This window comes from Aminobacter sp. GW821-FHT11F06, assembly GCF_058808215.1.
Map to the genome: position 1 here is coordinate 131,117 of NZ_JBXARL010000006.1, position 13,109 is coordinate 144,225.

13 protein-coding genes and 1 tRNA gene are annotated in these 13,109 nt (G+C 61.5%); 6 read left to right on the forward strand and 8 right to left on the reverse strand.

Features of this window, described 5'->3' with window-relative positions:
- The first annotated feature begins 257 nt into the window (after window positions 1-257).
- From tkt to AC1RTB_RS16080, 5 genes are all read left to right on the forward strand, one after another.
- The gene (gene tkt / locus AC1RTB_RS16060) at window positions 258-2,246 is read left to right on the forward strand and encodes a transketolase (protein WP_492879825.1); all 1,989 of its coding nucleotides are present in this window, start codon (window positions 258-260) and stop codon (window positions 2,244-2,246) included.
- A gap of 23 nt (window positions 2,247-2,269) precedes the next feature.
- A complete protein-coding gene (gap, locus tag AC1RTB_RS16065; RefSeq protein ID WP_492879824.1) occupies window positions 2,270-3,280 on the forward strand; it encodes a type I glyceraldehyde-3-phosphate dehydrogenase in 1,011 nt (336 codons plus the stop codon).
- 276 nt (window positions 3,281-3,556) lie between these two features.
- Window positions 3,557-5,416 carry a potassium/proton antiporter gene (locus tag AC1RTB_RS16070; protein WP_492879823.1) on the forward strand — a complete coding sequence of 620 codons (1,860 nt, stop codon included), beginning with the start codon at window positions 3,557-3,559 and terminating at the stop codon, window positions 5,414-5,416.
- Window positions 5,417-5,682: 266 nt separating this feature from the next.
- Window positions 5,683-6,879, forward strand: coding sequence for a phosphoglycerate kinase (locus AC1RTB_RS16075; protein WP_492879822.1), 1,197 nt, complete (start codon window positions 5,683-5,685; stop codon window positions 6,877-6,879).
- A gap of 263 nt (window positions 6,880-7,142) precedes the next feature.
- Window positions 7,143-8,168 (forward strand): class I fructose-bisphosphate aldolase, encoded by a 1,026-nt coding sequence (locus AC1RTB_RS16080; protein WP_492879821.1) that lies wholly within the window; start codon window positions 7,143-7,145, stop codon window positions 8,166-8,168.
- Between the two features lie 112 nt (window positions 8,169-8,280).
- Here AC1RTB_RS16080 and AC1RTB_RS16085 read toward each other — a convergent pair whose 3' ends face one another.
- The 4 genes from AC1RTB_RS16085 to AC1RTB_RS16100 all read right to left on the reverse strand — a co-directional run bounded on the left by AC1RTB_RS16085 (window position 8,281) and on the right by AC1RTB_RS16100 (window position 10,676).
- A complete protein-coding gene (locus tag AC1RTB_RS16085; RefSeq protein ID WP_492879820.1) occupies window positions 8,281-9,324 on the reverse strand; it encodes a DUF4062 domain-containing protein in 1,044 nt (347 codons plus the stop codon).
- Window positions 9,325-9,541: 217 nt separating this feature from the next.
- Window positions 9,542-9,615 (reverse strand) — tRNA-Gln (locus AC1RTB_RS16090).
- A gap of 79 nt (window positions 9,616-9,694) precedes the next feature.
- Window positions 9,695-10,111: a hypothetical protein gene (locus AC1RTB_RS16095; RefSeq protein ID WP_492879819.1), complete on the reverse strand. Its 417-nt coding sequence runs from the start codon at window positions 10,109-10,111 to the stop codon at window positions 9,695-9,697.
- A gap of 109 nt (window positions 10,112-10,220) precedes the next feature.
- Window positions 10,221-10,676: a hypothetical protein gene (locus AC1RTB_RS16100; RefSeq protein WP_492879818.1), complete on the reverse strand. Its 456-nt coding sequence runs from the start codon at window positions 10,674-10,676 to the stop codon at window positions 10,221-10,223.
- A 139-nt stretch (window positions 10,677-10,815) separates the two neighbouring features.
- Between AC1RTB_RS16100 and AC1RTB_RS16105 the strand changes: the two genes are divergently transcribed.
- Window positions 10,816-11,070, forward strand: coding sequence for a DUF982 domain-containing protein (locus AC1RTB_RS16105; protein WP_476785260.1), 255 nt, complete (start codon window positions 10,816-10,818; stop codon window positions 11,068-11,070).
- Between the two features lie 90 nt (window positions 11,071-11,160).
- Here the strand turns inward: AC1RTB_RS16105 and AC1RTB_RS16110 are convergent, their stop codons facing one another.
- The 4 genes from AC1RTB_RS16110 to AC1RTB_RS16125 all read right to left on the reverse strand — a co-directional run bounded on the left by AC1RTB_RS16110 (window position 11,161) and on the right by AC1RTB_RS16125 (window position 12,937).
- Window positions 11,161-11,325 carry a hypothetical protein gene (locus AC1RTB_RS16110; protein ID WP_492879817.1) on the reverse strand — a complete coding sequence of 55 codons (165 nt, stop codon included), beginning with the start codon at window positions 11,323-11,325 and terminating at the stop codon, window positions 11,161-11,163.
- A gap of 217 nt (window positions 11,326-11,542) precedes the next feature.
- Window positions 11,543-12,259: a type 1 glutamine amidotransferase gene (locus AC1RTB_RS16115; protein ID WP_492879816.1), complete on the reverse strand. Its 717-nt coding sequence runs from the start codon at window positions 12,257-12,259 to the stop codon at window positions 11,543-11,545.
- 128 nt (window positions 12,260-12,387) lie between these two features.
- The gene (locus AC1RTB_RS16120) at window positions 12,388-12,654 is read right to left on the reverse strand and encodes a hypothetical protein (protein WP_492879815.1); all 267 of its coding nucleotides are present in this window, start codon (window positions 12,652-12,654) and stop codon (window positions 12,388-12,390) included.
- 88 nt (window positions 12,655-12,742) lie between these two features.
- The gene (locus tag AC1RTB_RS16125) at window positions 12,743-12,937 is read right to left on the reverse strand and encodes a hypothetical protein (protein ID WP_492879814.1); all 195 of its coding nucleotides are present in this window, start codon (window positions 12,935-12,937) and stop codon (window positions 12,743-12,745) included.
- Window positions 12,938-13,109 lie beyond the last annotated feature (172 nt).

Consider the following 13,109-nt stretch of genomic DNA (forward strand, 5'->3'; position numbering starts at 1 on the left):
CGAATCGCGCACGTTTCAGAACGCGTTATCTCCGAAACATTAGGCACCGGTTGAAGGAGGCGTCAACAAAGCTGTTTTGTCTTTCCCCCGCAAACCGCATCGACAGCGAGCGACGAAAGCGGCAAGGGCGTGACTTGGCGCCGCAATGAGGCTGTGAAAACGCACCGATTTATTGACTCAAGCCCTGTGCCTGCTATGTGTCGCGCACTTTTCCGGGGCTCCCGTCGCCCCGCTTTCCACGGCTTATGGGAGGGACGATGTCCTCGCGCGAAAAACACGACCGGATGGCCAATGCGATCCGCTTTCTGTCCATTGATGCCGTGGAGAAGGCCAATTCCGGCCATCCCGGCCTGCCGATGGGCGCCGCCGACGTTGCCACCGTGCTCTACACCCGCTTCCTCAAGCATGATCCGGCCAATCCCCATTGGCACGACCGCGACCGCTTCGTGCTGTCGGCCGGCCATGGCTCGATGCTGCTCTATTCGGTGCTCTATCTCTCGGGCTACGAAGACATCACCATCGATCAGATCAAGAATTTCCGCCAGCTCGGTTCCAAGACCGCCGGCCATCCGGAATACGGCCACGCCGCCGGCATCGAGACGACCACCGGCCCGCTCGGCCAGGGTCTCGCTAACGCCGTTGGCATGGCGCTCGCCGAACGCATCATGAATGCCCAGTTCGGCGACAAGCTTGTCGACCACCACACCTACGTGCTCGCCGGCGACGGCTGCCTCATGGAAGGCATCTCGCAGGAAGCCTTGTCTTTTGCCGGTCACCTCAAGCTCAACAAGCTGATCGTCTTCTGGGACCACAACAACATCTCCATCGACGGTCCGATCTCGCTCGCCGACTCGACCGACCAGCTCGCTCGCTTCGCCGCTTCCGGCTGGAACACCATCGCCATCGATGGCCATGACCCCGAAGCGATCGCCGGCGCCATCGAGGCCGCCAAGCGTTCGGACCGCCCAACCCTGATCGCCGCCAAGACCACCATCGGCTTTGGCTCGCCAAACAAGGCCGGCACCAACAAGGTCCACGGCTCGCCGCTCGGCGCCGCTGAAGTCGAAGCCACCCGCAAGGCGCTTGGCTGGGACTACCCGGCTTTCGAAATCCCCTCCGACATTCTCGACGCATGGCGCCTTGCCGGCCTCAACTCGGCCAAGAAGCGCAACGACTGGGAAAAGCGCCTCGCCGAGACTGAGACCGAAGTTCGCGCCGAGTTCGAGCGCCGCATGCGCGGCGACCTGCCGGCCAATTTCGACGCCACGATCGCCGACTACAAAAAGAAACTCGCCACCGACAAGCCGAAGGTCGCTACCCGCAAGTCGTCGGAAATGGCCCTTGAGGTCATCAACGGCGTCGTGCCCGAGACCATTGGCGGTTCGGCCGATCTCACCGGCTCCAACAACACCAAGACCAGCCAGACCCAGAACATCGCTGCCGGCGACTATGGCCAGCGCTTCGTTCACTACGGCATCCGCGAGCACGGCATGTCGGCTGCGATGAACGGCATGGCGCTGCATGGCGGCGTCATCCCCTACTCCGGCACCTTCCTGTGCTTCTCCGACTATGCCCGTCCGGCCATGCGCCTTGCATCGCTGATGGGCATCCGCGTCGGCTTCGTCATGACCCATGATTCGATCGGTCTCGGCGAAGACGGCCCGACCCACCAGCCGGTCGAGCATCTGGCCGCGCTGCGCGCCATCCCCAACCACATCGTCTTCCGCCCGGCCGACGCGACCGAGGCCGCCGAATGCTGGCAGCTGACGCTCGAAAACCGCACGGCGCCGTCGACGCTGGCGCTTACCCGCCAGAACCTGCGGGCGGTGCGTACCGAATATGTCGAGGAAAACCTCTGCGGCTACGGTGCCTACGAACTGGCCACCGCCGATGGCGACGCCGAAGTCACCATCTTCGCCACCGGCTCCGAGATCGAGATCGCGCTCGACGCCCGCAAGCTGCTGCAGGACGCCGGCCATCCGACCCGCGTCGTTTCGGTGCCGGCTTTCGAGCTGTTTGAAAAGCAGAGCCCCGAATACCGCAAGGCGATGATCGGCAACGCCAAGGTCAAGATCGCCATCGAAGCCGGCATCCGCCAGGGCTGGGACAGCTTCATCGGCACCGACGGCATCTTCATCGGCATGCATGGCTTCGGCGCCAGCGCTCCGATCGAAGACCTCTACAAGCATTTCGGCATCACCGCCGAGGCCGCCGCTCAGGCTGCCAAGGCTCGGCTTCAGGCTTAAGACGTTCCCCAGGAGGATCAGACATGACAATTAGAGTTGCCATCAATGGTTTCGGCCGCATCGGCCGCAACATCGTGCGTGCCATCTATGAGTCGGGCCGCAAGGACATCCAGGTCGTCGCCGTCAACGATCTCGGCCCGGTCGAGACCAATGCCCACCTGCTGCGCTACGACAGCGTGCACGGCCGCTTCCCGCACGAAGTGAAGGTCGAAGGCGATTTCATCAACATCGGCACCGACAAGTTCAAGGTCACCGCGATCAAGGATCCGTCGCAGCTGCCATGGAAAGAACTCGGCGTCGACATCGCGCTCGAATGCACCGGCATCTTCACCTCCAAGGACAAGGCTTCGGCGCACCTGACCGCCGGCGCCAAGCGCGTCATCGTCTCGGCACCTGCCGACGGTGCCGACCTGACGGTGGTCTACGGCGTCAACCACGACCAGATCACCAAGGACCATATCGTCATTTCGAATGCGTCCTGCACCACCAACTGCCTGGCACCGGTCGCCATGGTCCTCAACAATGCGTTCGGCATTGAAAAGGGCTTCATGACCACGATCCATGCCTACACCGGCGACCAGCCGACCCTCGACACCATGCACAAGGACCTTTACCGCGCCCGTGCAGCGGCCATGTCGATGATCCCGACCTCGACCGGTGCTGCCAAGGCTGTTGGCCTGGTGCTGCCGGAACTCAAGGGCAAGCTCGACGGCGTTTCGATCCGCGTGCCGACCCCGAACGTCTCGTGCATCGACTTCAAGTTCGTGTCGAAGAGAAACGTCACCGTCGAAGAGGTCAACGCAGCGCTCGTCGCCGCCGCCAACGGTCCGCTCAAGGGCATTCTGGCCTTCACCAACGAGCCGCTGGTTTCGATCGACCTCAACCACAACCCGGCCTCGTCGACCTTCGCGCTCGACCAGACCAAGGTCATCGACGGCAACCTCGTACGTGTCATGTCCTGGTACGACAATGAGTGGGGCTTCTCCAACCGCATGGCCGACACCGCCGTCGTCATGGGCAAGACCATCGCCTGACCGGGCCTGCATTACCCGTTCTTCAACGCCCGGCTTCGGCCGGGCGTTTTCATTTTTGCTGCACCGCAAGAAAATCTTTGGCCCAAGCCGGCAAAAATCCATTCTTGCTTGCATGCGGCCTTTTCTTCGCCGCACTCTCAACCGACGCAGCTAGAGCATGATCCCGAAAAGTGGGAACCGGTTTTCGGAGAAGATCATGCTCCAGCAAGAATATAGAGCCCCATTCCGATGCAATCGGAATGGAACAGGCTCTGACTGCTTCGCGGACGGGTCGGGATGGAACAGGCGGTATATCTAATCACGCTGGTGGGCACCGCCTTGGTGGTGGCCGCGGCGTTTTCGAGCCTGATCGCCTTTCGTTTTGGCGCACCGCTGCTGCTGCTCTTCCTTGGCATCGGCCTTGCCAGCGGCGTCGATGGCCTCGGCATCGTCTTCGACAACGCCCACCTCGCCTATTTCGTCGGCGCCATAGCGCTTGCCGTCATCCTGTTTGATTCCGGCTTCGGCACGCCGGTCGGCGTGCTGCGCCAGGCCGGCCTGCCCGCGCTGACGCTGGCGACGGTCGGCGTGGGCATCACCACCATCATCTTCGGAATCGCCGCCTACTACCTCACCGGTTTCACCTGGCTCGAATCCTTCCTGCTCGGTGCCGCCGTCGCCTCGACCGACGCCGCTGCCGTGTTCTTCCTTTTGCGCGCCGGCAACATCAATCTGCGCGAGCGCGTCCGCTCGACGCTGGAAATCGAGTCCGGCACCAACGACCCCATCGCCATTTTCCTGACCATCACCCTGGTCGAGATCATCGCGCTCGGCGCCAAGCCGGAAGCCGACCTTTTGTTGGTCGACCTCGTCATCGGCTTTTTCGTCCAGATGACGCTGGGTGCCGCCATCGGCCTGCTCGGCGGCTTCCTCATCGTCAAGCTTGTCGAGCGCCTCAACCTCGACCGCGGCCTGTTGCCGATCTTCGTTTTGACACTGTCGCTGCTGGTCTTTGCCGCCGCCGGTGCCATCGGCGGCTCTGGCTTCCTCGCCGTCTATCTCGCCGGTCTGGTTGCCGGCAATTCCGATATCCGCGCGGTGTCGACGCTCAAGCGCTTCCAGGACGGCATGTCCTGGCTCGCCCAGATCATCATGTTTCTGGTGCTCGGCCTGTTCGCCACACCGTCGCAATTTCCGGCGATCCTTTTGTCGGCGCTGCTGCTCGGCTTCTTCCTGATGTTCGTCGCCCGGCCGATCGCTGTGTGGCTGTGCCTGATCCCATTCAAGTTCCCACGCCAGGAAACCGCCTTCATTTCCTGGGTCGGCCTGCGCGGCGCGGTCTCCATCCTGCTCGCCATCACGCCGCTGCTCGGCGGGCTCGAAAATGGCCGCGCCATCTTCAACATCGCCTTCATCATCGTCTTGTCGTCGCTGGTGGTCCAGGGCTGGACTGTCGGTCCCCTCGCCCGCCGTCTCGGCCTGATCGTGCCGCAGCGCTTCGGCCCGCTCGACAAGGTCGAGCTCGAACTGCCGGGCTCGGCTCACCACGAGCTGCTCGCCTACAAGGTCGTGCCGGGCTCGCCAGTGGCCAGGGGCCAGCGCATCCCGCGCTGGGCCAGGCCTTCGCTGGTCGTGCGCGACGGCCGCTCGATGCGCTTCCAGGACATGGGCCGCCTTGCCGCTGGCGACAACGTCTACATCTTCGTGCCCGACCGCTATCCGCGCCTGCTCGACCGGCTGTTTGCCTCCCGTGCCGAGGTCCACGCCGAGGACGAGGATTTCTTTGGCGCCTTCACCGTCGACCAGACCCACCTCGCCGGCGAGCTTGTCGCCATCTACGGCGCTTCGGTGAAGGACGAAGAGCTGAAGCTGACCATCGGCGACCTCATCAAGCAGCGCCTGGGCGGCCGCATCGAATATGCCGACCGCGTCTCGCTCGGCCTGATCGACCTGATCGTCCGCGACGTCGACGACAAGGGCCGCATCGTCGCTGTCGGCCTGTCGATCGAACCGGCCCCACCGCCGCCACCGGTACCGGTCTTCCTCAGCGCCGGCGAAATCAGTGACCGTCTCAGGCGCTTCTTTGCCCGCCGCTCCGACAAGGCCAAGCCCGAAGCGCCTGCAACCACCTCCGAGGGCCTGCCCGAAGACGCTTGAGCGACATTGGATATGCTAAGCTTGCCCCTCATCCGCCTGCCGGCACCTTCTCCCCGTGGAGAACGGGGAGAAGGACGAAGCGGCAACGCCGACGCCCCCTCTCCCCGTACTCCACGGGAGAGGGTAAGGGTGAGGGGCAATCTTTCTAACGACGAAAGTCTTCCGCCGACCGCTCACTATTTTCCGCCCGCTACCCCCCACAAACCTTGCATCCACGCTGGCGCTGGCTATGGTCCGCGCGATCTCTAAAGGGAAAGGGAAACCCCATGGCCGCCTTCAAGACCCTCGACACCATCGGCAATGTCGCCGGCAAGCGGGTTCTCGTCCGCGTCGACCTCAACGTACCCATGGCCGACGGCAAGGTTTCCGACGCCACCCGCATCGAGCGCGTCGCCCCCACCATCACCGAGCTTTCCGACAAGGGTGCCAAGGTCATCCTGCTGGCTCATTTCGGCCGCCCCAAGGACGGCCCCGACCTGGCCCTGTCGCTGGCTCCGATCGCAACCGCCACCGCCGAGGTCATCGGCCGCCCGGTGGCATTTGCTGCCGGATGCATCGGCGATGAGGCCGCAGCAGCCGTTTCCGCCATGAAGGACGGCGACATCCTGCTTTTGGAAAACACCCGTTTCCACAAGGGCGAAGAGAAGAACGATCCTGATTTCACCGAACAGCTCGCCGCCAATGGCGACATCTTCGTCAACGACGCCTTCTCCGCCGCCCACCGCGCGCATGCCTCGACCGAGGGCCTTGCCCGTCGCCTGCCCGCCTGTGCCGGACGCACCATGCAGGCCGAGCTCGAAGCGCTTGAAAAGGGCCTCGGCAATCCGGTTCGCCCGGTCGTTGCCATCGTTGGCGGCGCCAAGATCTCGACCAAGCTCGACCTGCTGATGAACCTGGTCAAGCGCGTCGACGCACTGGTCATCGGCGGCGGCATGGCCAACACCTTCCTGGCCGCGCGTGGCACCAAGGTCGGCAAGTCGCTGTGCGAGCACGACCTTGCCCAGACCGCCCGCCAGATCATGATCGAGGCGGCTGGCGCGGGCTGCGCCATCATCCTGCCCTCCGACGGCGTCATCGCCCGCGAGTTCAAGGCAGGTGCCGCCAATGAGACGGTCGCCATCGAAAACGTGCCCGACGACGCCATGATCCTCGACGTTGGTCCAAAGACCGTCGCCACCATCAACGACTGGATCGACCGCGCAACGACGCTGGTCTGGAACGGCCCGCTCGGCGCCTTCGAGATCGAGCCCTTCGACAAGGCGACCGTCGCCGCCGCCCGGCATGCCGCCGCCCGCACCAAGGCCGGCAAGCTCGTCTCGGTCGCCGGCGGCGGCGACACGGTCGCGGCGCTGAACCATGCCGGCGTGGCCGACGACTTCACCTATGTCTCGACCGCCGGCGGTGCCTTCCTCGAATGGATGGAAGGCAAGGACCTGCCCGGCGTCGAAGTGCTCAAGGCCTGATCAAAAACACCCTGATCCTGGCGCCAGGACGTGTCGGGCTTCAGGTCAGGCCGAGCCGAAAATGGTGAGGGTCGAGAACCGGAGCGGAGCGTACATTCAGGTACGTGAGCACCGGAAGCGGAGACACTCGCCATTTGCAGGCCGGCCTCACCTGAAGCTAAAACGATTGAAATAATTTCAATCGGTTATAGGTTTGCTGCTGGCATTCCGTTCCGGAAAACCATCTGCTATGCGCCCGGAGCATCTGTTCAGGAGGTATTTGTATGAGCGAACGTCTCGAAGACATTGCTGCCGCCATGGTGGCCGGTGGCAAGGGCATTCTGGCTGCGGATGAAAGCTCCGGCACCATCAAGAAGCGTTTCGACGTCATCGGCGTCGAGTCGACGGCTGATAGCCGCCGCGATTATCGCGAGATGATGTTCCGCACCAAGGAGGCGATGACCAAGTACATCTCCGGCGTCATCCTCTACGACGAGACCATTCGCCAGAACGCCGCCGACGGCACCCCGCTGGTCGAGATCATCAAGGCATCAGGCGCCATTCCCGGCATCAAGGTCGATGCCGGCGCCAAGGGCATCGTCAATTTCCCCGGCGACACCATCACCGAAGGCCTCGATGGCCTGCGCGAGCGCCTGGCCGAATACTACAAGCTCGGCGCGCGTTTCGCCAAATGGCGCGGCGTCATCGACATCGACACCACCAGGAGCGTGCCTTCGGCATACTCGATCGCCGCCAACACCCACGCGCTCGCCCGCTATGCGGCGCTGTGCCAGGAAGCCGGCATCGTTCCGATCGTCGAACCCGAAGTGCTGATGGACGGCGCCCACGACATCGACACCTGCTACGACGTCACCAAGGCGACGCTGGTCAAGCTTTATGACGAACTCTACGCTGCCCGTGTCGTGCTCGAAGGCACAATCCTGAAGCCCAACATGGTCATCGCAGGCAAGAAGTCGGGCGAGAAGAACAGCCCCGAAGAGATCGCCGAAAAGACCATCAAGCTGTTCCGCGAGACGGTTCCGGCTGCGGTTGCGGGCATCGCCTTCCTGTCGGGCGGCCAGTCCGACGAGGAGGCCACCGCCAATCTCAACGCCATCAACGCCATCGGCCCGCATCCGTGGAAGCTGACCTTCTCCTACGGCCGCGCGCTGCAGGCGGCTCCGCAGAAGGCATGGTCGGGCAAGGTCGAGAACCTCGGCGCCGGTCAAGCCGCCTTCACCCACCGCGCCCACATGAACCATCTGGCCGCACTAGGCCAGTGGAAGTCAGCGCTGGAAAAGGCCGCGTAAAGCCGAGCTTTCAGGCGAGAAAACGAAAAGCCCCGGAGCAATCCGGGGTTTTTGGTAGAACACAACACGAAGCCGCGCGTTCCGCGAACGCAGCAGCGAGCCAATGGACGAGTCAGGCGAATAAGTCGCCCAATTTGGTGCTTTTCTTCCGTCTCGCCAGCAAATTGACCAAATGCCGATCTCCACGCGGCGTTATGAGCCAGTAACTGGCTTTGTCATTAACGCCTCTCTTTTTTACGCCCTGCTCCATTAGACCGAGGGCCCGAAATTGAATAAGAATTTCGTTCCAAATCTCCAAGTCAACACTTGCGTCACCTATCATCTGACTTCCTTTGGCGATGGTGGAATAACCGTTAAATCTTGAAACTAAGCTTTTCAGAGTTGTTTCTGTAGCTTCGTTAATAAGCGCAGGCCCAAGATCTCGAAATAAATCATCCCAACTAACTTTGGCTTCCCACCTTTCATTCTGCGCATCATAATATCGGCCTGAGGACGAAACGCTGCGATTTCCGGATAGAGTGATCAAGTCGCCGCCAGATTCAAGGGTATCATCCAGATCGGCATGCACTTGTGTTGCAAGCTCTTCGCGCTGAGCCCTGTTCTCTTCAGTTAGTCGGTTTATTTGCTCTAACAAAGCGATAGGCGATGATCCGTCGTTTCGGATCCATCCAGGACGAGGGTTTATCTTGATTTCTCGAACTAAGGACCGGGAGACCAGTCCGCCGAGCTCCGAAGCTGACGACCAAGTTCGCACAGGATACTCATTCATTACCTCTTGTCGAAACTGCTCCAGTTTCTTTCGAGGTGCCTCGTCCTTTTCTGCTTTCCCAACCAGAATTTCTTCGGGGTTAGCGTGGACAAAGGCCAGCACTGGCACCCCAATCTTCTTGGCGTACCGATACTCCTTCTCTGTGTAGCTAATGCCTTCGCTAGCCATTGACCCGTATCGACCCCCGATAATCAGGATATAATAGTCGCACTCGTCGATCACTCGCTTGATGACGTCCCATTGACTTTCGTTCGATGCAACGAACGCCTCCATACCGGTCGGGATGCAGTCAAGTTCCCAAATAGCCTGAATGACCTCTGAACGCTCATCTTTGAGATCGGTGAACGTTGAGCTGACAAACACTTGATGGCGGACTGAATAGGTCATTGGACTGTGTCCCCGACACCTTTTGAAAACGATCAAATCTGATTCAGGAAATCAAAGTTGTCACACGCCTGCAACAGAATAGACCGAAAGCAAGTGCCCCATACCGAACAAAGCACTGGTGCGTGTCGACATTGGCTGGTCCGAACGCCCTAGGCGGCACGAGAGAACACCCGTGGGCGCTCCCGCGCAGTAGGGTTTCGCGTTATTTCGACGGAGTTGGTTCCCGCTCATGGGCTCGAACCACGATTCACGCCTTCAAAGGGCGGTGTCCTACCATTAGACGAAGCGGGAAAATCTCGGTTTGCGCAGCAAAGCATCCCGATCGCCGCCTGTCGAGCGCCGATCGAAAGATCCCCAGGCCGCCCGCGCCTCAATCCTGATAGATATACGACGCGCACATGTCGGCGCTGCTCTCGGGTGGTTCGTCGCCGGTGAACACCGCAACGACCGTCAGGCCTTCGCCGCCGGCCCAGCTGGCGAGGTAGGAAACGTCGCCCGAACCGCACAGCCGGTTGCCATTCTCCAGTTCCGGGTCGGACGGGTTTGCGACGCTGTAGACGGACGCGTTGACCCGGTTTCCGTCGACGATGAAGTGGTCGCCGAGCAGCGCCGAGAAGGCTAGCGATTGCCCATTGGCGAAGGTGATGGAGAAATCATCCATCGAAATGTCGCCGGTGATGCTCTCGGCGGTCGTGCTGTAGGCAGTGTAGGCGTCGCCCTCGGCATATGCGGGTACAGCCGCAGCCAGCAAGCCGAGCAAGGCCGGCACTATATTCTTGATGGTCAATTCTTCCCCCTGTGCGGTGCGCACGCCTGGCGGCGACGGCTCGGTCGCTGCCAACGCAGCCTTCTGTCATGCAAGATGCAGCGCCACAAGACCGGGAACCTGGCCAATCTCAATCCAAGCGTACCAGCCCTGATGTGACCGCGATCGGCGAGCGCTCGCGCCAGAAGTAGTAAAAGGCTGCCGCGAGCGCCACCAGATATTGCGCGCCCAGGATGATCTGGGCCGTGGTGAACGCGGCCGATGCCTTGTTGATCGTCGTCATGGTCAAGACCACAACGAACATCCAGAACACAAAGCGCGGCTGGTAGGCTGAAAATGCCAGGTCGCAGACCAGCCGTGCCGCCCAGATGCCGGCAACAGCACCGAGAACCACGGCAATGAGCTGAATGAGGTTGGGCCGATCACCCAAGAGCAGCCAATCGACCACGAAGGCGAAGACACCGGCACTTATCGTCACCACCAGCACGACGAAGATCGAGACGAACACATAGACGACCAGCGCCACCACCATGGCGCCAAGCGTCTCGGGTCCAAACGAAGCCTTTGCCACGCCAGCCGTTCTCATAAATCTTCCCCATCGCCCGCCGCCAGAAAACCACCGCCTGAGCCGCCTGTCGAGCCGCCTCGGCACAAGCCTCTTCCCCTCCTGGGTCGCGCGGCGTTATGCTGCTCGCTTCCCTGCCCGGTATGGCGTATGAGCGGCCATGGAAAACATCAGGTTCGAAACCCCCATCACCGTGAAGGCCGATCCGGCCGGCACTCCGCTTATCCTGCGAACGGCCAAAGAGGCCTCCGCCTTCCTGCTCAACAGCTGGCCCGGCAAGCGCAGCCCCAAGCATCGCGCGGCCCTTCAGGCATGCTCGGACGCTATGTCAGGTGAAAAGCCGGTCATGGCCGCACGTCGGGCGTTCATCGCGGCGGCGCGCGAGGTCAATGTCTATATCAACGACAAGGACTGATCCGGCGCGTCGGCCCGAAGAATGTTCCTCATGGCTCGACGCGCGGGTTCAGGGATATTCTAGAGCGCCCGGTCGGGGCCCCAAATCCCTTTAAATTTTAGTGTCCGTTTCTGCCTCAGGGGTCGTTTCGACCTCTTCGGCAGGCTTGGAGCGCTCCTTGGCTTCGGTCTTGGCCGCAAGCTTGTCGGCCTTCTTCATCGCCTTGGCGCGATCACGGTCCCTGCGTTCCTGATTGTAGTTTGTCGGTCTGGCCATGCAGTGTCCTTTTCTGATTCATGCCTGCGTAGAGCATGATCCCGAACCGAAGGTCCGCGCAGCGAACTGTGGAAACCGGTTTTCGGAAATGCTCATGCAAAAGCTAAAGCCCTATCCCGATTTTAATCGGGGTTAAAACAGGCTCTAGGGCGATACGGCGCCGAACACAACAAGCCATGTCGGCGCACGCCCCTGACAAGGTGAGCGCAGGACTGGCCTAGCAGCCGATTGCGGCAAAGAAATTGTCGTTGATGCGGCCAGCGGTGTTCCGGAACGAAGGCAGGTTGGGCGCGACAGTCTGCGCCAGACGCCCGGCCTCCTCGGCACCCAGCGCCTGCTTCAGGCTCGCGGCATATTCGGGAATCTTCGACCAGTCGTCGACCGTCCGTTCGGTGATCTCCATGTGATACTGGAAGCCATAGGCGTTGTGGCCGACACGCATCGCCTGGTTGGCGCAGGCCGCGTTGGCGGCCAGAATTTCACCGCCCTTTGGCAGCAGCGAAACCTCCGCGCCATGCCATTGCAGCGTTTTCATCGCCGCATCGACGCCGTCAAACAGCCGGTCGGCGCGCCCGGATTTCGTCAGCTCGACAGTGGCGAGGCCAACCTCGGGCTCTTTCATCAAGCCCACCTTGCCGCCCAGCGCATCGGCCAAAAGCTGGTGCCCGAGGCAGATGCCGAGATAGGGGCGGCCGAGTTCGCGCACCCAATGCCGGATCGCCGCCTTCTCCGGCTTGAGCCAGGGATAGGCGTCTTCCTGCCAGACATCCATCGGCCCGCCCATCACCGCCAGCATGTCGAAGCCGTTGAGTGGCGGGATCGCCTCGCCCTCATCCAGCTCGACGATGTGCTCACTGTGCCCGGCCTTGCGCCAGAATTCTCCGAACACACCGCTGTGCTCGACCCTCAGATGCTGGAAGACAAGGATTTTCATGCGCGCGCTCGATGCCTGCTCGATCTTTGCCGCATCTGAAAACAATCGACGCGGTCAGGCATGAGGCACAGCAACAAAAGAGTTGAGGCAGGGCGTAGGAGCAGTCCGCGCCCCTACATGTCAGTTGATCAGTAGACGATCAGCACGAACAGCGCCGCCACCGCCTGAATGCCGATCCCGAGGAATACGATCCATAGACCAAGGCTTGCCCGTTTCGACGACTTTGCAAGACGAAGCCGCAGTTCCCGATCTCCAGGATTGTCGAGAACGCCAACGAGCGCCTTGCTGGCCCGCGCGTAGCCACCGGCAGCAAGCAGCAGGCCAATCACGGCAATCACCAGGCCTACCGCCGATGTCGTGTCGGACAGCCAGTATGTCAGATAGGTATTGTTCATCGCGTCCTCCTGGGCAGATCAAGGCGCTGATTGGCGACGTCAGGCCAAGTGCGCAAGTTGACGCACTTGGATGTGAAGCCCGTCCCAATCAGTCTTCCTCGTCATATCCAAGCAGGGTCAGGAGTTGGTCGACAAGCAATTCGGCCACTGTCCGATTGACGGCAAGCTCTATCGCCCCGTCGTCAGTCTCGAGATTCAGCAGCGCCAGAAGCGGCTCCTCGTTCACCACCGTCGTATCGACGGCCAACACCCGGTTCGGCGCCGTGTTCGTCAGTCTGGCCATGGATCAGCCCCCATTTGAGGCGCCAGCAAACCACCACGCGCGGCGTCTGTCGAGGAGATGGCACACATTGCTTGTCACAACATGCAAAGCATGTTCCATTCCGGCACAGAAACCTCTGGCACGTTCCATGCAAGACATTGTTTGCCGGCGATAGCCGGAACCTGGTTTGTAT

Excerpts from the sequence above, each read along its gene's own strand:
- tkt (WP_492879825.1), top strand. The coding sequence starts at position 258 with ATGTCCTCGCGCGAAAAACACGACCGGATGGCCAATGCGATCCGCTTT.
- gap (WP_492879824.1), top strand. The coding sequence starts at position 2,270 with ATGACAATTAGAGTTGCCATCAATGGTTTCGGCCGCATCGGCCGCAAC.
- AC1RTB_RS16070 (WP_492879823.1), top strand. The coding sequence starts at position 3,557 with ATGGAACAGGCGGTATATCTAATCACGCTGGTGGGCACCGCCTTGGTG.
- AC1RTB_RS16075 (WP_492879822.1), top strand. The coding sequence starts at position 5,683 with ATGGCCGCCTTCAAGACCCTCGACACCATCGGCAATGTCGCCGGCAAG.
- AC1RTB_RS16080 (WP_492879821.1), top strand. The coding sequence starts at position 7,143 with ATGAGCGAACGTCTCGAAGACATTGCTGCCGCCATGGTGGCCGGTGGC.
- AC1RTB_RS16085 (WP_492879820.1), bottom strand. The coding sequence starts at position 9,324 with ATGACCTATTCAGTCCGCCATCAAGTGTTTGTCAGCTCAACGTTCACC.
- AC1RTB_RS16100 (WP_492879818.1), bottom strand. The coding sequence starts at position 10,676 with ATGAGAACGGCTGGCGTGGCAAAGGCTTCGTTTGGACCCGAGACGCTT.
- AC1RTB_RS16105 (WP_476785260.1), top strand. The coding sequence starts at position 10,816 with ATGGAAAACATCAGGTTCGAAACCCCCATCACCGTGAAGGCCGATCCG.
- AC1RTB_RS16110 (WP_492879817.1), bottom strand. The coding sequence starts at position 11,325 with ATGGCCAGACCGACAAACTACAATCAGGAACGCAGGGACCGTGATCGC.
- AC1RTB_RS16115 (WP_492879816.1), bottom strand. The coding sequence starts at position 12,259 with ATGAAAATCCTTGTCTTCCAGCATCTGAGGGTCGAGCACAGCGGTGTG.
- AC1RTB_RS16120 (WP_492879815.1), bottom strand. The coding sequence starts at position 12,654 with ATGAACAATACCTATCTGACATACTGGCTGTCCGACACGACATCGGCG.
- AC1RTB_RS16125 (WP_492879814.1), bottom strand. The coding sequence starts at position 12,937 with ATGGCCAGACTGACGAACACGGCGCCGAACCGGGTGTTGGCCGTCGAT.